At 44.2% G+C, this 23,990-nt stretch carries 18 protein-coding genes; 8 read left to right on the top strand and 10 right to left on the bottom strand.

Annotated features, from left to right (window positions below; translation table 11 throughout):
- Positions 1 to 251 precede the first annotated feature (251 nt).
- Positions 252 to 800 carry a hypothetical protein gene (locus tag B7360_RS07300; protein ID WP_005393208.1) on the top strand — a complete coding sequence of 183 codons (549 nt, stop codon included), beginning with the start codon at positions 252 to 254 and terminating at the stop codon, positions 798 to 800.
- Between the two features lie 190 nt (positions 801 to 990).
- Here B7360_RS07300 and B7360_RS07295 read toward each other — a convergent pair whose 3' ends face one another.
- Complete coding sequence (locus B7360_RS07295; protein ID WP_005393210.1) at positions 991 to 1,578, bottom strand: TfoX/Sxy family DNA transformation protein; 588 nt, start codon at positions 1,576 to 1,578, stop codon at positions 991 to 993.
- A 369-nt stretch (positions 1,579 to 1,947) separates the two neighbouring features.
- On the opposite strand from B7360_RS07295, the gene B7360_RS07290 reads away from it, so the two are divergent.
- The 5 genes from B7360_RS07290 (at position 1,948) to B7360_RS07270 (ending at position 7,657) form a co-directional block, all read left to right on the top strand.
- On the top strand, positions 1,948 to 2,868 hold the full coding sequence (locus tag B7360_RS07290) for an HDOD domain-containing protein (protein WP_048626253.1): 921 nt from the start codon (positions 1,948 to 1,950) through the stop codon (positions 2,866 to 2,868).
- 152 nt (positions 2,869 to 3,020) lie between these two features.
- Positions 3,021 to 3,926 carry a lysine exporter LysO family protein gene (locus B7360_RS07285; protein WP_006742620.1) on the top strand — a complete coding sequence of 302 codons (906 nt, stop codon included), beginning with the start codon at positions 3,021 to 3,023 and terminating at the stop codon, positions 3,924 to 3,926.
- Between the two features lie 206 nt (positions 3,927 to 4,132).
- On the top strand, positions 4,133 to 4,645 hold the full coding sequence (locus B7360_RS07280) for a hypothetical protein (RefSeq protein ID WP_012841922.1): 513 nt from the start codon (positions 4,133 to 4,135) through the stop codon (positions 4,643 to 4,645).
- A 199-nt stretch (positions 4,646 to 4,844) separates the two neighbouring features.
- A complete protein-coding gene (gene panP / locus B7360_RS07275; RefSeq protein ID WP_006742621.1) occupies positions 4,845 to 6,491 on the top strand; it encodes a pyridoxal-dependent aspartate 1-decarboxylase PanP in 1,647 nt (548 codons plus the stop codon).
- A gap of 311 nt (positions 6,492 to 6,802) precedes the next feature.
- Positions 6,803 to 7,657, top strand: coding sequence for a MurR/RpiR family transcriptional regulator (locus B7360_RS07270; RefSeq protein ID WP_005378021.1), 855 nt, complete (start codon positions 6,803 to 6,805; stop codon positions 7,655 to 7,657).
- A gap of 78 nt (positions 7,658 to 7,735) precedes the next feature.
- On the opposite strand, the gene B7360_RS07265 is transcribed toward B7360_RS07270, so the two are convergent.
- Entirely contained in the window at positions 7,736 to 8,980 is a 1,245-nt protein-coding gene (locus B7360_RS07265; RefSeq protein ID WP_005393219.1) for an iron-containing alcohol dehydrogenase, read from the bottom strand.
- 377 nt (positions 8,981 to 9,357) lie between these two features.
- On the opposite strand from B7360_RS07265, the gene B7360_RS07260 reads away from it, so the two are divergent.
- Both B7360_RS07260 and B7360_RS07255 read left to right on the top strand, forming a co-directional pair.
- Positions 9,358 to 9,624 carry a GrxA family glutaredoxin gene (locus B7360_RS07260; RefSeq protein ID WP_005378026.1) on the top strand — a complete coding sequence of 89 codons (267 nt, stop codon included), beginning with the start codon at positions 9,358 to 9,360 and terminating at the stop codon, positions 9,622 to 9,624.
- Positions 9,625 to 9,798: 174 nt separating this feature from the next.
- Positions 9,799 to 11,481, top strand: a complete 1,683-nt coding sequence (locus B7360_RS07255; protein ID WP_006742623.1) for an aspartate:alanine antiporter — start codon at positions 9,799 to 9,801, stop codon at positions 11,479 to 11,481.
- 76 nt (positions 11,482 to 11,557) lie between these two features.
- Here the strand turns inward: B7360_RS07255 and fabV are convergent, their stop codons facing one another.
- The 8 genes from fabV to B7360_RS07215 all read right to left on the bottom strand — a co-directional run bounded on the left by fabV (position 11,558) and on the right by B7360_RS07215 (position 23,926).
- Entirely contained in the window at positions 11,558 to 12,760 is a 1,203-nt protein-coding gene (fabV, locus tag B7360_RS07250) for an enoyl-ACP reductase FabV (RefSeq protein ID WP_006742624.1), read from the bottom strand.
- A 174-nt stretch (positions 12,761 to 12,934) separates the two neighbouring features.
- Positions 12,935 to 15,217, bottom strand: coding sequence for an acyl-CoA dehydrogenase (locus B7360_RS07245; RefSeq protein ID WP_006742625.1), 2,283 nt, complete (start codon positions 15,215 to 15,217; stop codon positions 12,935 to 12,937).
- Positions 15,218 to 15,279: 62 nt separating this feature from the next.
- Complete coding sequence (locus B7360_RS07240) at positions 15,280 to 15,924, bottom strand: TetR/AcrR family transcriptional regulator (protein ID WP_005393225.1); 645 nt, start codon at positions 15,922 to 15,924, stop codon at positions 15,280 to 15,282.
- Positions 15,925 to 16,648: 724 nt separating this feature from the next.
- Complete coding sequence (gene nhaA / locus B7360_RS07235; protein WP_006742626.1) at positions 16,649 to 17,800, bottom strand: Na+/H+ antiporter NhaA; 1,152 nt, start codon at positions 17,798 to 17,800, stop codon at positions 16,649 to 16,651.
- A gap of 329 nt (positions 17,801 to 18,129) precedes the next feature.
- The gene (locus B7360_RS07230; RefSeq protein WP_005393228.1) at positions 18,130 to 19,254 is read right to left on the bottom strand and encodes a lipocalin-like domain-containing protein; all 1,125 of its coding nucleotides are present in this window, start codon (positions 19,252 to 19,254) and stop codon (positions 18,130 to 18,132) included.
- Positions 19,254 to 21,710 carry an ABC transporter permease gene (locus tag B7360_RS07225; protein ID WP_085343136.1) on the bottom strand — a complete coding sequence of 819 codons (2,457 nt, stop codon included), beginning with the start codon at positions 21,708 to 21,710 and terminating at the stop codon, positions 19,254 to 19,256. The genes B7360_RS07230 and B7360_RS07225 overlap by 1 nt, the downstream gene beginning before the upstream one ends.
- Positions 21,691 to 22,362 (bottom strand): ABC transporter ATP-binding protein, encoded by a 672-nt coding sequence (locus B7360_RS07220; RefSeq protein WP_005393230.1) that lies wholly within the window; start codon positions 22,360 to 22,362, stop codon positions 21,691 to 21,693. The genes B7360_RS07225 and B7360_RS07220 overlap by 20 nt, the downstream gene beginning before the upstream one ends.
- A 187-nt stretch (positions 22,363 to 22,549) precedes the next feature.
- The gene (locus tag B7360_RS07215; protein ID WP_085343134.1) at positions 22,550 to 23,926 is read right to left on the bottom strand and encodes an MATE family efflux transporter; all 1,377 of its coding nucleotides are present in this window, start codon (positions 23,924 to 23,926) and stop codon (positions 22,550 to 22,552) included.
- Between the last annotated feature and the right edge of the window lie 64 nt (positions 23,927 to 23,990).

The raw sequence follows: 23,990 nt of genomic DNA, 5'->3' as shown, positions 1-23,990 counted from the left end.
GATCCACGTTATTTCGCGCAATAGCGCGAGTATGGAAAAGCATCACTATTTATCCGATTGATGCTCTTAGACGTTATGTATATGGCGTAGTTTTTGCTTAAACCAACTAACTATTAAGTTAATTGACAAAACATCGACACATTTTTGTTGGTCGTGGACCTTCCTTTTTATTATGATGTCGGACAAATCAGATTACGGTTCAAGTGGTTGCTTGAATCCATGGAAATAATGAACAAGGTTTATCGTTAGTTATGCGTAAAACACTATTAGCCGCTGCCTTACTAGTGGCATCAAGCCATGCCCTAGCCGCAAACGACCGCAATGCGCCAGCAACTATGAGCAACTTTAGCTACGACTATTTCGAAGCACGTATTGGCGCAAGTCCTGTGACATTTGGTGCTGGATTCAGCAAATCAATTCACCCTAACGCACATGTTATTGCTCGTATCGACTCTGAGTTTGAAAGTGATTTTGACTCAGCCGCTGGTTTTGGCTTTCATTCGCCACTAAACAACTGGGCTGACCTTACAGGTGAAATGCTAATGCGCGTTGTACAACCTTCAAGCGATAGCAGCACTGACGTAGGTATGGAACTGAACTTAGGTGTTCGTCAATGGTTAGGCCCTCAATTAGAAGTAGGCGGCAAAGTCGGCTACGTTTCTATTGATAACGATGACGACTGGACCGGTGCAGCATACGCTCGTTTCCACTCAACTGAGCTTTTCTCTCTAGGTGCTGAAGCGCGTATCAACGACTTTTATGGTGATCAGGTAATGTTCACCACGCGTTTTAAGTTTTAAGATTTGTGCTTTAAGAAAAGAGCAAATTAAAAAACAAAAACCGAGGCCTATGCCTCGGTTTTTTGTCTAATCTAATGACTAACTCAATGAAGTGGTCAAAAACTTCAATGTCCTTTTTCCGCTTTCAACACTTGCCTTTACGACCCGCTAACTCCATCAAAACGAGTCAATCATCGTGCGTTCAGCTTGCTTACTCACACAGCGCCAGTAACTGCTTTTTACGCGGCTCTTGAATCAGTTTCCAATGAACACCGTCAGTGGCACCAGCGAATTTCCAAAGCAACTTAACATCAACGTCATTGCCATAAGCCACTTTAACTTTGTTGAAGACTTTTACAGGTCCAAGTTCTAAAAAGGTTTCTACGTCATCAACACCTGCTTTCTTGACCATTCGCTCAAGAGTTAACTGCATATTTGGCAGATCTCTCAAACGTCTACTGGCAGAAGACTTTTGATATTTTCGTTCCTTAATTGAGTATTCAATTGATTTTTGTACCAGTTCATCGAGTCCTGCATATCCGGATTCAAACAAATCTGTTACGTCATAATAATTTACGGTTGCCGTCGTCTGTTTTTTGACGTGCTTATATTTTTCGCAATTCAGTTGAGTAAACACTTCGTCCAATCCATTACCACCACGTAAGTAGCAGCAATCATTGCTGACAAGCGCAAACATAGCATCATCGGTGAATAAACCGATACCACCGAACATAGAACGTTTTTGATACTCACTAAAGTTGCGTACATATTTAAAAAAAGCTTGGTCTGTCATGTCCATTGACCTCTTTAATCTGAATAAATTACCCCGATTAGCGATGTCACCAGATAAACAGCAGCTTATAGCGAATTATAAATGTCGATTTGTTGGCGATATTTTTGTGAGTTGTGCTCACCAACTTGCTTAATCATACTTAACGTTGAAAAATAAGTTAGGACATAGGTCACATATAAAAAAGTATATATTCAGCATACGTGATTAGTTTCACACTTATTATTCATGTGGTGATATTTTTTTGACGCACGGCATGCCCAAAACACGCCATCATTATGATCTCGCTGGCAATTACGAGCACGTGATACGCATTTAATTGATAAAGAATACGCTGTAAGGGTACACTGTACGAAAGATCTCAAGTACAGCGTCACAATGGAACATTTATCATTTTTTTGGCTGCCAAATAATAAAGATAAGCTTATAAACGCACTGGAATCCGAGTTTGCTCAGCTGGTAGAACAGTCCATCTCAACGGGTAAGATTTCATTACCCCCTATTCCTGATGTCGTGCTTAAAATTCAGCAGTTATGTGTCGAAGAACACACCACTATTTCAGATGTTGCTAACTGTTTGTTAGAAGATCCCGGCTTGGCGGCGGTCGTTCTGCGAGTAGCAAACTCTGTAATTTTCAATCGCAGAAACATTACCTGCAACGACTTAACTACCGCGGTATCTCGCCTTGGTATACTGCGCGTGCGTGATATTGTTACCGCACAAGCGATTGAACAACTTAAACATTCAGTAAATTTAACCAAAGAATGTAATGCCATCTTGGTGAAAAGTGCAGCGGTATCCCGAGAACTCGGTGCCGTCATGGTGATATTGGTTCAATCGTTTCGTAAACACGAGCCAGGTACTTATGGGCACTTGGAGCAAGAAAAAGCATTGCTGGTTGGTCTGCTAGCCGATATCGGTTTGTTTTGTCTAATTAACGAGTACCACCTTTACTTAGATAGAGGCAATTACCTAGATCCTGAAATTGCGTTGCAAATCTTCCAAACTCGTTGTTCAGCAACAAGCAAACTGGTGCTCGAGCGCTGGGGATTTGACAATGACTTTAGAGAGGTCTCCTCAAACGAGAAGTACGAGCAAACGCGACCGGAAGTAAGTTATTTAGACATTGCAAGAATCGCGCATCACCTATTGATGTTCCGCAATCATGATGAACGCATTGATGAACACGAAGTTGAATTCAACTTAACAGGTGCAGAGGTCTTGTATGAACTCAGCAATATGAGTGATACTGACTTCAATGACCAAATACGTGCAGTGCTAAGTGCTAGCGGCTTGTAATTTATCGTTTTCTCACACCTAATTCGCGATAAACGATTCGCTCAAGGCTGAGCAGCGTTTGGTATTTGGTGAAATATCTCTCTAATTTCAACCGATAAATAATTTGATTTATGTGTGTTGGTATTATCTCAAAAAAGGAATCATAGAGCTTTATGTTCTCAGGGATGCTATTTATTTTCGCTCCACTTGTTGTGGGGTATCTAATTCCTATATCTCGAGCCTCGTTACTGGAGAAGATCAATCAATCAACGTCCTACCTTATTTACGTCATTTTGTCGTTGATGGGACTTAGCCTAGCAGCGCTCGATAACTTAAGTAGCAACCTACAGAGTATTCTCCTCTATGCGAGTACTTTCTTTTTATGTTTAAGTACCTGTAATCTGTTAGCGCTGCCTATTATCGATAGGATTATTCCTCTCCAGACCAATCAGAATCAAAAGAAGCTGCCACTATCCTCGATGGCTTTAGAATCAGTAAAGCTGATTGTTGTCGTTGGTGGCGGGCTAGTAGTTGGTCTGCTGTTACCCATCGATTTAAGTTGGGTGGATACAGCGAGCGAATGGATACTCTTCCTGCTCCTATTTTTTATTGGTATTCAGCTTCGCAATAGTGGTCTTACTCTTCGCCAAATTCTATTAAATAAACAGGGTATGGCCATTGCGGCAGTTGTGATCGCAACATGTATGCTTGGTGGCGTTATTGCAGCGATACTTTTGGACCTTCCTCTCTATCAAGCCCTCGCGATGGCTTCAGGCTTTGGCTGGTATTCACTCGCAGGAATTTTGATGGGAGACGCTTTTGGCCCCGTGTTTGGGGGAGCATCTTTCCTGATCGAATTGATGAGAGAGCTGGTCGCGCTGGTAGCCATTCCTCTCTTTATTCGCAGCTATCCGTGCACAGCAATTGGTTATGCAGGTGCAACAGCAATGGACTTTACCCTACCTGTTATTCAGACTACAGGTGGTGTGCGTTGTGTCCCAGTCGCCATCGTTAGTGGGTTTATTTTGAGTTTACTGGTACCAGTTATGATGCTTTTCTTTGTATCACTTGCTAGCTAGATCTCAGGTTTTCGCTTTAACATCCATTACAATACGGCAAAAATTCAAATACCCAGTTAACGTCAAAGTGATCAAGATTTTGGCAATAATCCGCTTTCTTTTTGTCAATTAGCCCAATGATTTATCACGACTAAAGAGAAAGAAGGGTGAAACATCAACTTATGTGCCTTGCGTTAATAAAGGGATAACAACCAGAAGGAAGAAGAATGAAACGCTTTGTCGTTGCAGCGCTCCTCGCTACAAGCTCAACTTTTACGTTTGCCGCAGATCAACAATGTCTTGCAAGCAAATACGACGGCTATGTTGATGCCTCACTACAGTGGTATCAAGATCTTGTCGATTTGACGGTTACCCAGTATCCAGATCTAAAAGAAGTTAGCCAGTGGTTTTTGGACGGCCGTAAACATCACTTTGAATTAAACCGTGAAGCGGTTCACTATTTTCTAGAGAACGATCCTAGCCGTGTTGCAACAGAACAGCCAATCGAAGCATGGCTAAAATTGGAACAACACGACGTTAAGCAGCTAGCAAGCCGAAGTGATAAGTTAGGTGAAGTCGCAAAACAAACGTTTAGTGACCGTCAATCGACTAACCATCCAAAAAACTACGAACTCCGTTCAGCATTCGCCGACCTGCTTAGCCATCCACAACAAATTGATACCGCGCTTAATAAGTACAATCAGTCAATAGAGAAGATTGAAAAGCAGAAGTGTGATTAATTAATCGTTGAGGATGCTCGAAAACGCCAAGTGTTTTAACACATTAAAATCAACGATTTTTTAATGCGAAGATTGTAGCCCTCACCTAAAATTTTCATTTCAGCAACATGGGTTTCAATAATTAAAACGGGACTTTGCGCCCGTTTTAGTTTAGATTGTGCCGCTCGCATTACCAAAATAACTACAAAGATTCTTTGCTATGGTTAAGGAACAAAAAACCGCTGACGTTAGCTTTGAGAGCTTGCTAAAGATCTTCACTGTCCCAGAAGGTCCTGACTCAACGTTAACCAAAATTGACGAGAGCCTCTCGCGAAATCTAAATCAATTTCTTCGTGAACACATCGTGGCAGAAGAAAAGCCTTTACGCGAAATCGAAAAAGACTTTTCTTCTGCTCAGATTCCTGAGCAGCCAGAGTTCGTGTCAGATCATACAGAACACTTACTCGACACTTTGGTGTCGCACTCCGTTCACACTTCTTCACCAAGCTTCATTGGTCATATGACATCGGCGCTGCCTTATTTCTTGATGCCACTGTCAAAGATCATGATCGCCTTAAACCAAAACCTGGTAAAGATAGAGACTTCTAAAGCCTTTACCCCGCTTGAACGTCAAGTTTTGGGCATGCTACATCGCTTGATCTATGGTCAGAGCGATACGTTTTACGATCAGTGGATGCATAGCGCAAACCACTCATTGGGCGCATTTTGCTCCGGCGGTACCATTGCCAATATCACTGCACTTTGGGTAGCACGTAACAAGGCGTTAAGAGCCAATGGTTCATTTAAAGGCGTTGAGAAAGAAGGCCTATTTAAAGCCATGAAGCATTATGGCTACGATGGCTTAGCGGTATTGGTGTCTGAGCGTGGTCACTACTCCCTTAAGAAAGCAGCCGATGTACTAGGTTTAGGTCAAGAAGGCTTGGTTGCGGTTAAAACGGATGCCAACAACCGTATTATTGTCGACGACCTTAAAGCGAAAATTGTTGAACTAGAGAAACAAAACATCAAGCCTATTGCTGTTATTGGTGTAGCTGGTACAACAGAGACAGGTAATGTCGACCCGCTACCTGAAATCGCAGAAGTCTGTCAAGCTCACGGTTGTCATTTCCATGTGGATGCCGCATGGGGTGGCGCAACACTTATGTCTAATCACCATCGTCACCTTCTTAACGGTGTGGAAATGGCAGACTCAGTAACCATTGATGCGCACAAGCAACTCTACATCCCGATGGGCGCTGGTATGGTTCTGTTCAAAGACCCTGACGCAATGAAATCCATAGAGCATCACGCTCAATATATCTTGCGTAAAGGCTCAAAAGACCTAGGCAGCCATACATTAGAAGGCTCTCGTTCGGGCATGGCAATGTTAGTCTATGCCGCAATGCACATCATCAGCCGCCCTGGCTATGAGCTGCTGATAGACCAAAGCATTGAAAAAGCTCGCTACTTTGCAGATTTAATCAAGCAGCAAGATGATTTCGAATTGGTTTCTGAACCAGAGCTTTGTCTCCTCACGTACCGCTACTTGCCGCCATTCATCCGTGAGGCATTAGCAAAAGCGGAAGGTTCACAAAAAGAACAACTGAATGAACTGATTAATGAATTAACACAGTTTATTCAAAAGCGTCAGCGCGAAACGGGCAAATCGTTTGTTTCACGTACAAGACTGAACCCAGACCAATGGCAGCGCATGAACACAATTGTGTTCCGAGTGGTTTTGGCAAATCCGCTGACGACCAAAGAGATTTTGAGTTCGGTGCTTGATGAACAGCGTGAAATCGCCAAGCAAGCGCCAAATTTGATGGAAAGAATTCAGCAGGTGGTCACTGATATCCAATCGTCTTAATGGCCCGAAAGAGTTACATCAATTTGAAATTTTTTTTCGTTTTGATGTAACTCAAACATCATTCTCGTGCGACTGGCGCAACAAAACATCGATTACACATCCAATTCTGTAGTTTTTACAACATTTTGTTTGAGGCCTGTCAAATTCTCACTAAATAGTATCCGTTATTGGTTTAGACTGATTGAAGATCAGGTTTATACTGATTCTATGGCGCTGGTTGTTTTCGTTAACGCCCCACTCTACTCTGGAATCTTCGTGTTTCCTTTCGTTAACAGAGCCAGCGAGTTGTTCTCTATACCCTCGTGAACACTATGAATACATTAGAAAAAATTCAAAAAAACCTGGAGAATTTCAGTAAGTCAGAGCGCAAAGTTGCGGAAGTAATTATGGCGTCTCCACAAACTGCAATTCATTCAAGCATTGCAACGTTGGCTAAAATGGCTGATGTTAGTGAGCCCACTGTAAACCGCTTCTGTCGTCGTCTGGACACCAAGGGCTTTCCAGATTTTAAGCTTCACTTGGCACAGAGCCTAGCCAACGGTACCCCTTACGTTAACCGTAACGTGGAAGAAGACGATGGCCCAGACGCGTACACCCATAAGATTTTCGAATCGACCATGGCGTGTTTAGATGTCGCGAAAAACAGCCTAGATCCAATGCAAGTGAACCGTGCGGTCGATTTGCTAACGCAAGCGAAGCGCATTTCATTCTTTGGCCTTGGTGCATCATCTTCTGTAGCCCGAGACGCACAAAACAAGTTTATTCGCTTTAACATTCCAATTACTTGTTTTGAAGACATTGTCATGCAGCGCATGAGTTGTATTAACTGCAGTGATAATGATGTTGTGGTTCTTATTTCTCACACAGGTCGAACGAAGAGTCAGGTCGAAATAGCAAACCTTGCTCGTGAAAACGGCGCGACGGTCATTGCGATTACAGCAAAGGACTCACCGCTAGAAAAGGCAAGTTCACTCGCTATTACGCTTGATATTCCTGAAGATACCGACGTCTATATGCCAATGGCGAGTCGAGTTGTACAGATGACGGTGATTGATGTACTGGCAACTGGCTTCACACTCCGCCGTGGTACAGGTTTCCGTGAGAACCTAAAACGCGTAAAAGATGCGTTGAAAGATAGTCGCTATGACAAGCTAAGTCAGTACTAAGTCCTGCTGTTTAGTGAACGATTTAATAAAGGGGAGCTCGACGCTCCCCCTTTTTTCAATGTGCTTTAGATCAATACATCAACCCAAGTCGTTCACACTCGATAAGTCCGTTCTTGATTCAAGCACTTCTACAGAGCTCACGTGTTGTGTGCTCTCTGCCACACACTCTCCACTGCAATCACAGACTTGCTGCAATATGTATATCAAACGTTCCTGATTAAGGGGTAACGGGTTGCCTTTGATCGCCATCGACTTAAGCGCATCGTTCGCCACTTGTTCAAAAGAAGTTTGGCATACTCCGAATTGGCCAAGTAACGGCAACGCTAACTTATCTAACACCATATTTACCCAAAGAACCCCATCGTGCTCATTCGCGTTCGCACGATCGGTAACCAATTGGGCAAGTTTACGATAACGACTTATCACATCATTCCTGCCAGCGAGCTTCGCGGCGTTAATATTTTCCTGCATCACGTGCGGTGCAAGACGCGCCGTGATCACGCTGTGGGGTGCATCTAACTTACCTCCTAACGCCGACGCAAGCCCATGCGCAGCACCTAATTTGGCATTAGTTATGGCCATACCACCAAGCAACGCAGCGAACGATAAATCCGACCGAGCCTTATGATTATCTTGCTTACAAGCAGCAATCACTGAACGGCTTAAACGACGAAGTCCCTCTTCGCACACCATATCTGTAAGAGGGTTTGGCTCACCACACACATACGCTTCCATCAAATGAGTGAACGCATCCATCGCGCCACGCCCGGATGTGTATTGATCGGTTCCATAAGTGAGCGTCGGATCCACAATGGCAACGTCTGCCAGCATATCAGGGCTTCGAAGACTCACTTTCACTTTATCTTGTCCAGACTTCAACACCGCATTTCGAGTCACCTCTGAGCCCGTGCTTGCTGTCGTAGGAATTGCAATAAAATGAAGAGGTTTTGCCTTTAATGGTACGTTTCTTCCTACCACTTCGACGTAATCGTAAACATTGCCTTGATTAGGAATAATAGCGGCTAGGGCTTTACCCATATCGATGACACTGCCACCGCCAATAGCAATCACCATATCAGGCTGGAATTTTCTACCGAGTACCGCGGTCTCTTCTACCATTGTGATATAAGGTTCGCCATTGATTGCTACGTGTTGGTAACGCATATTTTGAGCTTTAAGGTAGTTAATGATGGGCGTGGCTCGTTGGGTGTCCTTCCCAGTTACCAGCAAAACACTGTAGCCAAATTGGTTGATAACGGATAATGAAGACTGAAGTGCACCTTCACCAAATATAATCCTTGTTGCAGTCATAAACTGAAACATACACATCCTCCCAAAATAATATACCCAAATAACCTCTTGCCCTCTGATTTAACACTTATGTAAGAGTTGAAGTCATTTGCGTATAGCCAGATTAGATTGCTATGTTTTTGAATAAAAAAAATTGACCAATTCCACCTTGCCATCATTAACCCCTTAAAATGTATGTTTTTTATGCGTCACTTCACATACTTTAGAGCCATAGAATAAGGGAGCGCGTTTAGTTTTTATTCGATAGATTTCACCTATAGAACCAAGAGGTAATTGCCGCTTTATTTCCGTATCTGGATCGGGCATAGTTACTGCAACAAAAGAGAGCGCACTCAGCCGCTATGTTTTGTACGCTTTCAAAAAAGAATAGATTTAGGAGAAATAAGATTATGTTCGTTGTTATCTTTGGTCGCCCTGCATGTCCTTTCTGTGTTCGTGCAAAAGAACACGCAGAAACGCTAAAAGCGAAGCGTGACGACTTCAACTACCGTTACGTTGATATCCATGCTGAAGGCATTTCTAAAGCAGATCTTGAGAAAACAGTTGGTAAACCAGTTGAAACTGTTCCTCAAATCTTTATCGACCAAGAGCACATCGGTGGCTGCGACGAGTTCGAAGCATACGCGAAAGAGCACCTAGGTCTATTTGACGAATAATAAAGACAGTTTTTAAGAAAGCCGCTTCATGCGGCTTTTTTATTATTTTTCAGTTGGTTATTACCTTACGTCAACTAATGGTAAAACCTAAAAAAATTCACTTATCTTTTTGCTATATTTAGTTACAATTCGCAATTCTTAATCTTTTTGGCACACACTTTACCGAGCCACACAGTGAACATAGACGTCGTATACCTTCTTGAGCAAAACCCTATCCTTCTAATCTTCGTCGTATTAGCCATTGGCCTTGCCATCGGAAAAATCCGATTTGGCAAATTACAACTAGGCAACTCCATAGGCGTTCTTATTACCTCGTTGGTAATGGGTCACCTTGGCTTCTCATTCAATGCAGAAGCATTAACCATTGGCTTTATGCTGTTTATCTATTGCGTCGGCATTGAAGCTGGACCAAACTTTTTTGGCATATTCTTCAGAGATGGTAAGCATTACTTTATTTTAAGTATGACCGTTCTCGTGTCCGCAGTCAGCTTAACGTATGGCTTGAGCCACTATTTCGGCCTCGATTTTGGCTTGTCAGCCGGTATGATGGCTGGCGCGTTGACAGCAACACCTGTACTGGTTGGTGCACAAGACGCTCTTAACTCTGGCCTTGCGACTATACCGCGCAATATGGATTTTTCTTTGGTATTAGAAAATCTATCCGTAGGTTACGCGATGGCTTATCTGGTCGGCCTAATAAGCATGATCATGTTCGCGAAGCTGTTGCCAAAACTACAAAAGCAGAATCTGTCTGATTCTGCGCAGCAAATTGCTCAAGAACGTGGCCTTGGAAATTCAAGCCAAAGAAAAGTGTACTTACCGATTATTCGTGCTTACCGAGTCGGCCCAGAATTGATTGACTGGACTGACGGCAAGAACTTGCGTGAACTGGGCATTTATCGTCAAACTGGCTGTTACATTGAGCGAATCCGCCGTAACGGTATTCTCGCCCATCCAGATGGTGATGCCATTTTGCAAGAGGGTGATGAAATTGCACTGGTTGGCTTCCCTGATAGCCATGCTCGCTTGGATCCTAGCTTCCGCAACGGAAAAGAAGTATTTGATCGTAACTTGCTTGATTTGCGCATCGTTGAAGAAGAAATTGTCGTAAAAAGTGACGCTATCGCAGGCAAGCGTTTATCTGATTTAAACTTGTCTGAGTTTGGCTGTTTCTTAAACCGCGTGGTACGTGCGCAAATAGAAATGCCGATGGACTTAGACATTGTGCTCGCTAAAGGTGACGTCCTTCAGGTGAGCGGCGAGAAAAGCCGAGTACATGGACTCGCGGAAAAAATCGGTTTCATCTCGATCCACAGTCAAATGGCCGATTTACTCGCTTTTTGCAGCTTCTTTATTTTGGGTATTCTGTTTGGCCTCATCACCATGACATTCGGCCAGGTTTCGTTCAGCTTGGGTAACGCGGTAGGTCTTTTGTTATCTGGTATTACACTTGGTTTCTTACGAGCAAATCACCCTACTTTCGGCTATGTCCCGCAGGGGGCGCTGAATATGGTCAAAGATTTGGGTTTGATGTTCTTTATGGTGGGAATAGGTCTAAGTGCAGGCGGAAAGATGTTCGAACACTTGACTCAAGTTGGTCCAAAAGTGATTGGTCTAGCATTCATTGTTAGTGTTGTGCCTGTGGTACTGGCCTATTTAGTGGGCGCACACATACTCAAGATGAACCGTGCCCTGCTCTTCGGTGCCATTATTGGTGCCCGAACTTGTGCCCCAGCTATGGATGTCGTCAACGACTACGCTAAATCCACCATCCCTGCTCTTGGCTATGCGGGTACCTATGCGATTGCTAATATTCTGATGACGTTAGCCGGTACGATCCTGATAATATTAAGTTAATAACTTTGACTGATGAAAGCAAAAAAGGCGCTCAATGAGCGCCTTTTGTATATCGGTTGTCTAATCAGTCATTCGATTAGATTTGGATAAAATCAGCTTCAACCGCTGGATTTACATCCGCTTCGTAATCTACGCCTTCAACACCGAAACCAAATAGTTTCAAGAACTCTTCTTTGTACTCTACGTAGTCAGTCAGTTCTTTTAGGTTTTCAGTCGTAATTTGAGGCCATAGCTCACGACAGTGCTGCTGAATGTCGTCACGAAGTTCCCAGTCATCCAGACGTAGACGATTCATCTCATCCACTTCTGCTGCGCTACCATCTTCTTTGTACAGACGTTGGCTGAACATACGGTAGATTTGTTCCATACAGCCTTCGTGTACGCCTTCTTCGCGCATTTTCTTGAATACCATTGCAATGTACAGTGGCATAACAGGAATTGCGGAACTTGCCTGAGTTACAACAGATTTAAGTACAGCAACATTTGCACTGCCGCCTGTCGCTGCTAACTTGTCGTTTAGCGCTTTCGCCGCACGATCTAGGTCCATTTTCGCTTTACCTAGTGCGCCATCCCAGTAGATTGGCCAAGTTAGCTCAGTACCAATGTAGCTGTACGCGACTGTCTTACAGCCTTCAGCAAGAACACCAGCATCAGACAGTGCATTAATCCAAAGTTCCCAGTCTTCACCGCCCATAACGGTTACTGTGTCTTTGATTTCTTCTTCTGTTGCAGGCTCAACACTTGCTTCGATGATCACATCTTTGTTGGTATCAACGGCAGTTGATGTGTAAGTTTCACCGATAGGCTTAAGCGCTGAACGAACTAACTCGCCAGTTTCTGGCATTTTACGTACTGGGGAAGCCAGTGAGTAAACCACCATATCGATCTGACCTAAATCTTCTTTGATCAGTTCGATAGTTTTCTGTTTCGCTTCATTTGAGAAAGCGTCGCCGTTTAGGCTTTTTGCGTACAGGCCTTCTTCACGCGCTAGCTTTTCAAAAGCAGCTGCATTGTAGAAACCTGCCGTACCTGGTTTCTTCTCAGTGCCTTCTTTTTCGAAGAAAACACCGATAGTTGATGCACCGCCACCAAATGCCGCAGCGATACGAGAAGATAGACCGTAGCCACTTGATGCACCGACAACAAGAACGCGCTTAGGTGCGTTTTTGATTGGGCCTTGCGCTTTAGTGTACGCAATTTGTTCTTTTACGTTAGCTTCACAACCAACAGGGTGCGTTGTAGTACAGATAAATCCACGAATTCTAGGTTTGATGATCATATTCAACTTCCTTTAAAAAACCTTGTTAGGATAAAAGTTTCGTCGGGATTTCGCATCTAATTTCTGTAAAAATGCTCTGAAAAGGCAAGTGGTTGGAGCACTATCCCAACATCCACTCAGCAAGAACACAAAAAAGCACCTCATTGAGGTGCTTTTCGTAGTATTAACGGTTTACTATGCCGCCGGGTTCAAATGCGACTTTTTTGGGCAATCGGTTCGTACTTCAGAAAAGTCATGACTAAAGTGGTCAACTTGAATCGCCTTGTAACGCAATTTGTCTGCCGCCATGATTTGGTCAATTTCTTGCTCAGTTAACACGCCTGCTTCAAATGCTTGCTGCAGACGGTCGTGTAGCAGACCTTTACGAGCCACTTTCCCATCCTTCGCCGCCTTCATAAGCTTACGCTCTAATGGTTTGATTTCGTACATTGCGAGGAAGGCATTCTCCATTAAGCCTACGCTGTCGTCGTCGGATTTTCCGATGTAGCAAAGATGCGTGAGTCGATCACGTTGTGCTCCTGGCGTCATCATCGCTTCCGCCAGATTCACACACAGTTCATCGCTTGGCTTATTGAAATGATTGCCAAGTGGGAACAATAACCCTTTCAGCACACCGCCAACGTATTTCACAGGGAAGTTGGTATAAGCCTCATTTAATGACTTAGATGCGTTATACAAACAATGTTGAACGGCGTAGTGGACAAAATCTAGATCGCCTTGTTGACGTCCTTCATCTTCATACTTTTTCAGTGCGGCAGACGCCATATATAGATAACTTAAGCCATCACCCAGACGTGCAGAAATCATTTCTTTACGCTTCAAATCACCGCCTAGTGTTAACATCGCGAAGTCAGCACTAACAGCAAGCGCTCGGCTTAATCTTGTGATTTCTTTGTAGTATTGCTGTGTTGGGCCACTCATGTGTGCTTTGACAAACCGAGAACCAGTTAGCGCCGCGCCAAATGCACCAAATGTATTGCCTACCGCATGTTTGATGTGTTTAAAGAGCAAGTTGTCAAATTCTTTCGCCCCTTGTTCAGAATCTGGATTCGCCGCGGCTTCCATTTCTTTCAGTACATATGGGTGACAACGAGTCGCACCTTGACCAAAAATCATCAGGTTACGAGTCAGAATATTCGCGCCTTCAACAGTGATAGCAACTGGAATACCGAGATAATGTTTAGCAAGATAGTTCATTGGGCCATCTTGAATCGCACGACCCGCATGGATATCAAACGAATCATTTAGAATAGTACGCGCGATTTCCGTCATGTGGTACTTGGCAATCGCGGTTACGATCCCAGGTTTTTCTTTCATATCGAGAGAAGTCGTCGTCAGCGTACGTGTCGCTTCTAGTAGGTAAGTAAGGCCACCAATGCGCCCCATTGCTTCTGCGACACCTTCAAACTTACCGATCGACATACCAAACTGTTTACGCACGTAAGCATAAGCACCGGTTGTACGTGTAGTAAGATGACCAATCGCTGTGCCAAGCGCTGGGAGAGAGATACCACGACCAGCAGAAAGACACTCAACCAGCATACGCCAACCTTTACCTGCGTAATCAGCGCCACCGATCAACCAGTCCATAGGGATGAAGACATCTTCACCACGAGTCGGACCATTCATAAATGCAGAACCCAGAGGATCATGGCGCTCGCCTATCTCGACACCTTCATGGTCAGCGGGGATCAGCGCACATGTGATTCCAACCTCTTTCTTATCACCAAGTAGCCCTTCTGGATCCTGTAGCTTAAATGCTAATCCGAGCACTGTCGCCACTGGCGCAAGTGTGATGTAGCGTTTATTCCAGCTAACTCGCACGCCAAGCACTTCTTTGCCTTCGTGAGTGCCATAACAAACTACGCCTTGATCTGGTATACCACCGGCGTCAGATCCCGCTTCGGGCCCTGTTAATGCAAAACAAGGAATGTCGGTACCATCAGCAAGACGAGGCAACCAGTAATCTTTTTGCTCTTGTGTGCCATAGTGCGATAAAAGCTCACCTGGACCAAGAGAGTTCGGTACCATTACCGATACAGCGGTGCTGATGCTACGAGTCGCAATACGAGAAACAATGGTTGAGTTCGCTAAAGCGGAAAATTCACGACCACCATACGCTTTTGAAATGATCAGTGAGAAAAATCGCTCTTTACGTAAGTACTCCCATACTTCAGGCGGTAAATCCCTGTCTTCTTTGACAATCTTCTGGTCATCAAGCATTTCTAGCAGGGTTTCAAGCTCATTATCCATAAATGACTGCTCTTCTGCTGTCAGTGTCGGCGTTGGATAATGGTGCAATGTAGTGAAGTTAGGCTTGCCTGAAAATAGTTCGGCATCCCACCACACACTACCCGCTTCCATCGCCTCTTTCTCGGTGCTAGAGAGAGGTGGCAATACTTTTTTGAACACTTTAAAAGCTGGGTCACTAATCCATTTTCTTCGTAGAGAGCTCATAGTTCAGATCCTTTTGTTCACGTAACCGCTCTGGGCATAATTTTATTATTGGTTTAACTTTCTTATTTGTCTTGTGCCAACTGCTTCGCTGACATTCCTGCTGACAAATAAGGAATCAGCAAATCGACGACAGATTTCACATCGACTTCCTTTTCAAATTTACTTTCAGCAAGCTCCGAAAGAGCCTGGCTTGAAGCCATCGTAAATACGCAGGTACCTAGCGTGAAGTGCAGTCGCCAAAACAGCTGCTCCTCACATAGTTCCGGGTTTGCCTTCATTATCGAGAAGGTGAAGAGGTTAAGTACCTCTTCATATCGAGTGGTGATGAACCAACGCAGATGACCTTGTACGTCTGTGTAACCACGGCCAATTAACAACATGAATAATGCAGTACCATTGGGGCGCACATCATTTAATGTACGCAAAGGTAAACGCAATGACTCAAAGACGTCGTCCATGTCGTAGCTATCACGCGTATTTAACTCAATTAGTGAGGTTTTAATGCTCGGCATGAGCGCTTCTAGGTATCTATCTAAAACCGCTCTAACTAGCGTTTTTTTATCACCAAAGTGATAATTTACCGATGCTAAGTTGACGTTCGCTTTACCTGTTATCGTTCTTAGCGAAGTATCATTAAAACCATGTTCAGCAAAGAGTCCTTCTGCGACATCGAGTATTTTTTCTTTTGTTGATGTTCTCGGGGCCATTTTAATCACTCGTATTAAACAACTGTTTGAAAATATACTCCCGAAACTTTAGATTAACAAATGATTAACATCACACTTTCACCAATTGGTCTGACCAGAACTTAGAAGGTGTGATCTAATCTTTTGAATTTAAGTCTAATAAGCAAATGATGCTCGCCTGAAGAAAATGACCACGTTTCGCAAACCATCGTATTTGAAACGCTAGCAATGTCGTAGGCGGTCGGAGCAGGAGGTGCGGGTTTGAAATGCAATTTAAGTTTATAGCTACTGTAGAAAAGAGGGCTATCGAGTTTCAAACCGCCATTAAGTTGGTTACGCTGTTCGCCTCTTCTCTTACTTCTTTACGATACAAGCGGGCAGAAAGAATTAAATCGAATTTTTTTTGAAAAAAAATGGAACTGTTTGGAAAAGGCTCGGTCTGAATAAATGTAACAACTAGGGCATTTTAAGTTTCACTGGCCGTCAAACTTGTTTCCATCTAATTGTTACGTTGCTGCTTTTTTCTTATTAACTCCTATGTTTGTATCCGCCCAGTCAAATTTTCGGCTGGGCTTTTTTTCGCCCGCAGATCTACCAACCTACCTTTTTCGATGATTCCGTTCATCTCCATGGTCTAGACATCCGCTCAATACGAAAGTGTCGCTATTAAGTCGCTGATGTACTGAACTATGGGTATAAAAAAGCCTCCCGAGTGGGAGGCTTTACAAAATAGCGCATTTTTATCTTACGCTTGCGCTTTCTTAGGCAAAGAAAAGTGCAGCAAGGCATAGCCAAGTAATGCTGCTGTCGTCGAACCCATTAAGATACCGAGTCGAGCATAGGTATCAAATTCAGGACTTACATTTCCGAACGCTAAAGAGGAAATGAAGATAGACATTGTAAAGCCAATACCACACAACACAGATACCGCAAAGATATGCTTGAAGTTAACACCTTCAGGTAACTTAGCAACGCCCATTTTTACCGCTGCCCAGCTAAAGGTAAAGATACCTAGAGGCTTACCAACCAGTAGACCCAAAGCAATACCGAGTGGCAGCATTGAAGTTAGACCTGACATCGATACGCCTTCTAACGAAATCCCCGCATTGGCAAATGCGAATAGAGGCAGAATACCAAATGCCACGTATGGGTGAAGCGCGTGCTCCATATGTTTAAGTGGAGAATGTTCGCCCTGCTTTCCCTTTAGTGGGATAGCAAAACCAATCACTACACCTGCCAATGTTGCGTGAACACCAGATTTAAGCACCGCGAACCATAAGATCGCACCGACGATCATGTATGGCGTAAGTTTTGTTACTTCCTTCGCATTCAACATGAATAGGACACCAGTCATGATGAAGCCAACAAGCAACGCCATGGTCGACAGGTCACCGGTGTAAAATAGCGCGATAATAACAACCACACCCAAATCATCGATGATAGCAAGCGCTAGCAAGAACACTTTTAGGCTTACTGGTACACGCTTACCTAATAACGCCATGATACCTAAAGCAAAAGCGATATCTGTCGCCGCTGGAATTGCCCAACCAGAAATCGCCTCAGGATCGTTGGCATTAAAGGCTACGTAAATAAGAGCAGGAGCTAACATACCGCCAACCGCTGCAATCGCAGGGAAAATTGCGGTTTCTTTTGATTTTAACGCACCTTCAAGTAGCTCTCGCTTAACTTCAAGGCCAATGAGTAAGAAGAAAACAGCCATTAGGCCGTCATTAATCCAGTGAGAAACTGACATACCAAATACATAAGTATGCAGTACAGATTGATAAGTTTCGCCCAGCGGTGAGTTAGCAATGGTCATCGCAATTGCCGCGGCAATCACGAGAAGAATACCACCAGCTGATTCCATTTTGAAAAAGTCACGAATGACATCGTTCATGGTTTCGTCCTTATATTTATTATCTTAATAAACGATTAACAAAGAATGATAAGAGTGTATAGCGGTCGAAAACTTTAGAATAATCGCTTCTTCAGAGTATAAACTTCGATTTTTCCGATATGAAGTTTACTATACATCGTATTTTCCAACATAACACTCAATTTTGATCACAGCGCGTACTTGTGGTTATCGCGCCAAATGTTTATCAAGATTATGAGAAAATCAGCATAACATGGCATGTACTGTCATGATAACCCCATACTTTTGAGAAAAATTCAGGAAGTTTCATCCACTAAAAAACCACCCATTGGGGTGGTTTTTATCAGAATTTAATAACCGGTGAGCTGCATAAAGCCCCAAGCCTCGTTGGAGCCAGAAGCTAAGGTAGGACCTTCCCAATACGGTATAACAAAAGGAAGCCACATATCTGATTTGATAATACGAGTGGTCAAGTTAATTTGATGCTTTGGAATATTAATAATCCACTGCAAAGGCAGCCTTCTTCCATTTGATAAACTGGTCACTTGCATTGGTTTAATACTGATATCATCATCTGAGAGATTGATGACTTTACCTGAGCGTGTGGACAAGGTGCCAAACACGTGCGGTGTTTGTCCATGGTGGCGATAGCGGCTGACAGTCAGTGCTCGACCATCATCTAAATTGAATACAAACCAATCCCAACCCTGTTGCCCTTCACCAATTAAGCCACTGCCCCACTCTTTCTGAGCCCAAGCAGAGCCAGCAACAGAGAAGCGTTTGCCATTAATGTTCAAACTCCCTTTCACCTTTAAAAATGGCGCACTAAAACTGAAAGAGGCAACAGATTGCAACGCATGTTTAACCTGAAAACCTTTGTCTCCATTCACGACAAAGGGGCCATTTGTCATAGTATTGAGATCTAAACCAAACGTATCGGTAGTCACATTCAAGTTACCAGGGAAAGGCGTTGCACCAAGTGAACGCCACGTCCAATTATCAATCCATAACCTGAAAGGACGATTAGTCATGCCAGCTTGGCCTATCCCGCCTCTCGCTACACGTTGCTCTTTCCAGACGTGCGAACCATGGCTAACGACAACATGTGAAATGTACAGTTGAGGGTTTTGCCATCCGCTGGTTTCTCTCTCGTCCGTCGCGACCCTGAAGTAACTCCATTGAACATTGTATATTTTCCCTTGTTCATCTTTCAGTTTCGCAAAGTAGTGCCACCATTCATGTTGGTACTCAGGATGAAAGCGAAAGTCTGACGGTAAAGAGACATGCTCGTCAGGTAATACAGGTTCGAAAATCGTTTGATTTTCACGCGTTAGAATAGAATTAAGCTCGCTTTCTTGTGTCGCTGTCGCTTCCAACCAAAAAGTTGAGTAAAAAACAGCCCCGGTCAAAAAGGCAAACGTAATAACAATGATCGTTGAAACTAACAAGCGTTTTTTAGAGCCCACTTTTTTCATTACAACGCGTCCCTTAATGACTTCATTGGCGTACTCTTAATCATTCTAATAACTGGCAATGCGCCAGCAATCATGATGGCAAGCATCGCCCAAGCAATAGTTTGAGCGTATTCCCAAGGGATCGTTTGAAGCTCCAGAGACCAGCCGAATGATTGCTTAATGATAATATCAACGATCAAGTGTGCAAGTGCCAGACCAAGTGGCACCGCAATAATCGCGGAAATGGCCCCGAAGACAAACAACTGCAAACCACCCAATGCGACAAGTTCCTTTCCGGATACACCCATACATCTCAGCAAAGAGAAGTGCCGCTGCCGCGACAGCTCGCCCGCCAATGTCGCGAAGAATAAGCCAAACACAGCAATAATCAGCGTGATGTTGCCCAAGGTTCCTGCAATAGCGAAGGTATGATCAAATACCCTCATTGCCTGACTATAAATATTACCATTATCAAACACACGGTCTTGCGGGAGGCGGAATACATTTTCTAAGCGATTTTTCAGCCCCTCCCCATTAACGCTATCTTTTAACACCACACCAAGGCCAACATTGCCCGTCCCTGCAAATGCATACAGCCAATTCCGGTGCGACATCATCACCTGGTTATACGGGTTTCCATAATCGTAATAAACACCAACGACTTGCCAGTCTCCACCTAGTGGTTCTTGCAAGTTAATGAAGTCTCCTGGGCGAATATCCAGTTTTAAGGCCATCGATTCACTCACCATCAAGCTCTTGGTCGCGTGCAGTTGATACCAGTAATTCGGGACACCTAGTTTTACCGTCAGTGCATCTAGCTCACCTTCAGAAGAGCCTGTACTCACCACTTGCAAAGCACCATGTTCGGTTGGCATATCTTTTTCCCAACGCCACCAAACCGAGTTGACTTCTGGTTGGTTTTGCAGCCACGCACTCATCCGAGCTGCTGAGTTATTTGTCGGATAGATATAAATATCCGCTGCTAATCGCTGGCTGAGCCATTTATCGGTTGTATCCCTAAAGCTGCCTACCATCGTTTCTACGCCGATATTTGCCGCCAGTGCCAACATAAACGCCATTGTTGCCACACCGCGATAACTCATGCTCGCAGCCGCATCGGCAAAAAACCAACGTACACGTACCCAACGCATGGTGTAAGAAAAGCTCTGGAACATATGCCACATAATAAATGGCATGAACAAGGCCACACTAACCAACATCAGCGCAATAATGGCAAAGCCAGTTTCTTGTGTTTTCGGTGCTTGATACACTGCGATTGCCGCGACACAAAACGCACACGCAGCAAGAGCCTGCCAAGAGAACTCACGCCCTGCAAATCGCATTAATGACAGTCGAGAAGATAGACGAATTGGCTGTGACTTCAACAAACGAATCAATGGCCACAAACACGATATTAATGCGCCCATCGCTGCCATGATCAGACTATATAAGCTGGACTGCCAAGACCATCCTATTGTTAAGCCTACGTTGGCATCGTACAAATCGCTCAGGCTCGATGAGACTGCAGGGATCAGTTCATTTGCCAAGATCAAACCAAAAAAGTTACCACACGCCCACGCAATAAAGACGAGCAACGACAACTCTAACAACAATGCTTGAGCCAACTGCGTTCCGTTGACCCCCGTCTGTCTCAAAATACCCACCAAACGTTGTCGCTGAATAAATGACAAAGACATCGCTTGATAAAAAATAAACAACCCGACCAAAAATGACAGCATCCCCATCGCGGTGAGGTTCATGTGGAATGCATTAGTTAACGACTCAAGCTCCGTGCGCGTATTCCTAACGAGCGTCATGCCATTAGGTAGCATATTTTTCAGTGCTATTAGCTTTTCCTCTGGCATTTCACCACAAGAAATCGCAGACAAACCTGAGCTCCGCTTGAGCATAATACGCAGTAATGAGATGTCGGTAACCAGCCGAGTCCCAGAGAGCATTTTGTTTTTATCGACTTGAATCGGTCCGAGACGACTTCCGTCATTCATCTCAATAAAGTCCCCATCCTGCCAACTCATGTAAGCGGCCAAATCTTGACTGACTAGAATGGGATAAGGAGGTTTCATTAATGATAGAACGGGCATCTCACCCAAAGATTTGCCTTGCTGCAATGGAATCATCGCGACAGGATCAATCCCCACCAGCATCAAGCTCATATCGGTTTTAGCATCTAGATGCAGCACGTCAAACGGCGCACATTGGTTAAACCCAGCTCGACGCAACTGGATATAGAAACCTTGAGGGATTTTATTGGCAGAGTGTTTAGTTCGGATTCGGTATGGCAAAGGATTGGAGAAAAGCTTTTCTCCTGTCGCATAACTTTGTTTTGCATGCTGGTTGATAGAAGTAACACCAACAAGAAGGGACACGCCTAAGGTTAACCCTAGCCAGACAAGAATAATTTGTAGTGGGTAACGACGGTAATGACCGAGTAGTGCCTTAACTACGGGCCATAACATGCAGTTGCCCTCCTTGAAGTCGAATCTTACCTTCCATATGGGCCGCCACTTTTTCACTGTGCGTCACTAACAGCAAAGTACACTCCAGTTGGCGAGCGAGACTCGTCAATAAGCGCATTACCGCTTCTGCGTTTCGCTCGTCTAGGCTACCAGTTGGCTCATCAGCGAGTAGGATTTTAGGTTCCATATAGAGTGCGCGAGCAATAGCAGCACGTTGTTGCTGACCACCAGATGCTTCTTCCGGGTAACGGCCTAGCAGAGGCATTAAATCCAGAGCAGAAAGAATTTGACGCCACAACTCTTTATCTTCTGGCAAACCTTTTAACTGACGACAAAAACGAATATTGTCGGCAATATTGAGCGTAGGAAGCAGGTTGAACTGTTGGAAGATATTACCAATATTGTTGCGGCGATAAAGGGTTCTCAAATGCTCTGGCGCATCATGCATGGCAAAATTTGGAAACTGAACTTCACCAGAGTCTGCAGTATCCAGTCCGGCAATTAAGTTCAGCAAAGTACTTTTACCCGAACCACTTTCTCCCATCAGAGCGACTTGGTCACCTTGCTGTAATGTTAATTCTGCCCCTTGTAATACAGGGTGAAATTCTCCCCCATCTACATAGCCTTTACATAGGTCTGACAGTTTTAACATTGATTATGCCGCTCGGATGGTATTTAAAAATTGGGATCAGAATCTACACTAAAATCCTGTTAGTAGAAAGTATTTTGAATGCTTGATCACACTATGAGAGTACAAATGCAACTCGATTCACTTTCTGTTCCTAATTTTGTTGACGTATTGAGCAGATTTTTGCAGCTGCAGAAAGCTCTGTTTACCTTTATTGACCGATAAGGTTTTTCATCCATTTTCGGCTCACCATTCTTGGCAGACAAATCGTCCACTTCACAACTTCCTCGGTCAAAAAGAGTAAGTAAACCCATTGTGGGTCCCAACCGAGCTGAATCGCAGCAAATGCCGCGAGTGGAATCCCGATCACCCACTGCGCAAGAATGTCTTGATACAAACAAAACTTAACGTCACCACCCGCACGTAATACCCCAACAATGACCATCATCGGTACCGAGCGTAATACGACACCTAAAGCAAGAATCACCATAAACTGTTCAGCTAACTGGCGAGTATCCGCTGTCAGTGCACTAAACGCATTAAGGATCCATTGATTGGACACGATCAATACAACAGCGACCACAAATGCGATAAACACATTCAAAATGACCGTAGCCCAAGCTTGGTAATACACAGGTTCAAAGTTTTTCGCGCCGAGTTGGTTACCCACTAAAACCGCAGCTGCATTCGATAGGCCAATCATCATCGCCAATGCGATTGACTCAACGGGCGTCATCACCGACAACGCTGCCAAACCTTGCACACCCGCTTGCCCCATGATGGCATGGTAAGCGAACAATCCACCAGCCCATGCCAAAAAGTTAAACGTGGTCGGTAAGGAAAGGCTCAAGAAACGCGTTATTTTGTCTACAACCAAACCTGCGCGTATATCATCCCAACCAAATGCAATTATGTGTTTCTTCAGCCATAAATAGCCAAATAGACAACCGACTTCGATAGCGCCACTGATAACCGTTGCAATGGCTGCCCCTGTAATCCCTAAAGCAGGAAAACCTAAGTGACCAAAAATTAACACCCAGTTGAGGAAAACATTAGACAGAATGCCTATACCACTAAAAAATGTGCTCAGCCCCGGTTGGTGCATCGCTCTCAAGCCCACCGACATACTAGCGACACACGCAACAGCAAACATGCTAACGGATGAAATAATTAGATAGCTGGCCCCTAACTCAATCACTTCTTGTGAGTCTGTAGTCAGTTTCATGACTGGCTGTGGGAAAATAACAAACAAAGCAACGGCAATGGCGGCAAACACCATGGCTATCATCCATGTTAAAGCCGTACTGCGACGTACCCCGACTTTATCGCCTGCCCCCCAATATTGTGCGGTCAGTAACGCACCACCCGTCGTCACCCCAACTAACATGATGGTAGTAACAAACGTCGCGCGCGCCGCTACCCCAACAGCGGCTATTTCAGCTTCACCAAGTTGGCCGAGCATAAGCACATCGACGAGGCTTCGGCTAGAAAACATCATGCTTTGCAGTGTAATTGGTAGCGCGATCGCGAATAAGCGACGTAAGAATGCTTTATCTGCATGTATTGAGAGTTGAGAGAGAAAAGTCACAAGCGCTCCAACGACAACTTATTGATAGAATGGGGAAAGTGTCTCATGATTATACTCTGTGGTG

The sequence above is a fragment of the Vibrio sp. ArtGut-C1 genome (assembly GCF_002105475.1).
In the GTDB taxonomy this organism is placed as follows: domain Bacteria; phylum Pseudomonadota; class Gammaproteobacteria; order Enterobacterales; family Vibrionaceae; genus Vibrio; species Vibrio diabolicus.
The sequence above is the reverse complement of the archived record's forward strand: the minus strand, read 5'-3'. Positions and strand labels throughout refer to the sequence as shown.

Excerpts from the sequence above, each read along its gene's own strand:
- B7360_RS07300 (WP_005393208.1), top strand. The coding sequence starts at position 252 with ATGCGTAAAACACTATTAGCCGCTGCCTTACTAGTGGCATCAAGCCAT.
- B7360_RS07295 (WP_005393210.1), bottom strand. The coding sequence starts at position 1,578 with ATGGACATGACAGACCAAGCTTTTTTTAAATATGTACGCAACTTTAGT.
- B7360_RS07290 (WP_048626253.1), top strand. The coding sequence starts at position 1,948 with ATGGAACATTTATCATTTTTTTGGCTGCCAAATAATAAAGATAAGCTT.
- B7360_RS07285 (WP_006742620.1), top strand. The coding sequence starts at position 3,021 with ATGTTCTCAGGGATGCTATTTATTTTCGCTCCACTTGTTGTGGGGTAT.
- B7360_RS07280 (WP_012841922.1), top strand. The coding sequence starts at position 4,133 with ATGAAACGCTTTGTCGTTGCAGCGCTCCTCGCTACAAGCTCAACTTTT.
- panP (WP_006742621.1), top strand. The coding sequence starts at position 4,845 with ATGGTTAAGGAACAAAAAACCGCTGACGTTAGCTTTGAGAGCTTGCTA.
- B7360_RS07270 (WP_005378021.1), top strand. The coding sequence starts at position 6,803 with ATGAATACATTAGAAAAAATTCAAAAAAACCTGGAGAATTTCAGTAAG.
- B7360_RS07265 (WP_005393219.1), bottom strand. The coding sequence starts at position 8,980 with ATGTTTCAGTTTATGACTGCAACAAGGATTATATTTGGTGAAGGTGCA.
- B7360_RS07260 (WP_005378026.1), top strand. The coding sequence starts at position 9,358 with ATGTTCGTTGTTATCTTTGGTCGCCCTGCATGTCCTTTCTGTGTTCGT.
- fabV (WP_006742624.1), bottom strand. The coding sequence starts at position 12,760 with ATGATCATCAAACCTAGAATTCGTGGATTTATCTGTACTACAACGCAC.
- B7360_RS07245 (WP_006742625.1), bottom strand. The coding sequence starts at position 15,217 with ATGAGCTCTCTACGAAGAAAATGGATTAGTGACCCAGCTTTTAAAGTG.
- B7360_RS07240 (WP_005393225.1), bottom strand. The coding sequence starts at position 15,924 with ATGGCCCCGAGAACATCAACAAAAGAAAAAATACTCGATGTCGCAGAA.
- nhaA (WP_006742626.1), bottom strand. The coding sequence starts at position 17,800 with ATGAACGATGTCATTCGTGACTTTTTCAAAATGGAATCAGCTGGTGGT.
- B7360_RS07230 (WP_005393228.1), bottom strand. The coding sequence starts at position 19,254 with ATGAAAAAAGTGGGCTCTAAAAAACGCTTGTTAGTTTCAACGATCATT.
- B7360_RS07225 (WP_085343136.1), bottom strand. The coding sequence starts at position 21,710 with ATGTTATGGCCCGTAGTTAAGGCACTACTCGGTCATTACCGTCGTTAC.
- B7360_RS07220 (WP_005393230.1), bottom strand. The coding sequence starts at position 22,362 with ATGTTAAAACTGTCAGACCTATGTAAAGGCTATGTAGATGGGGGAGAA.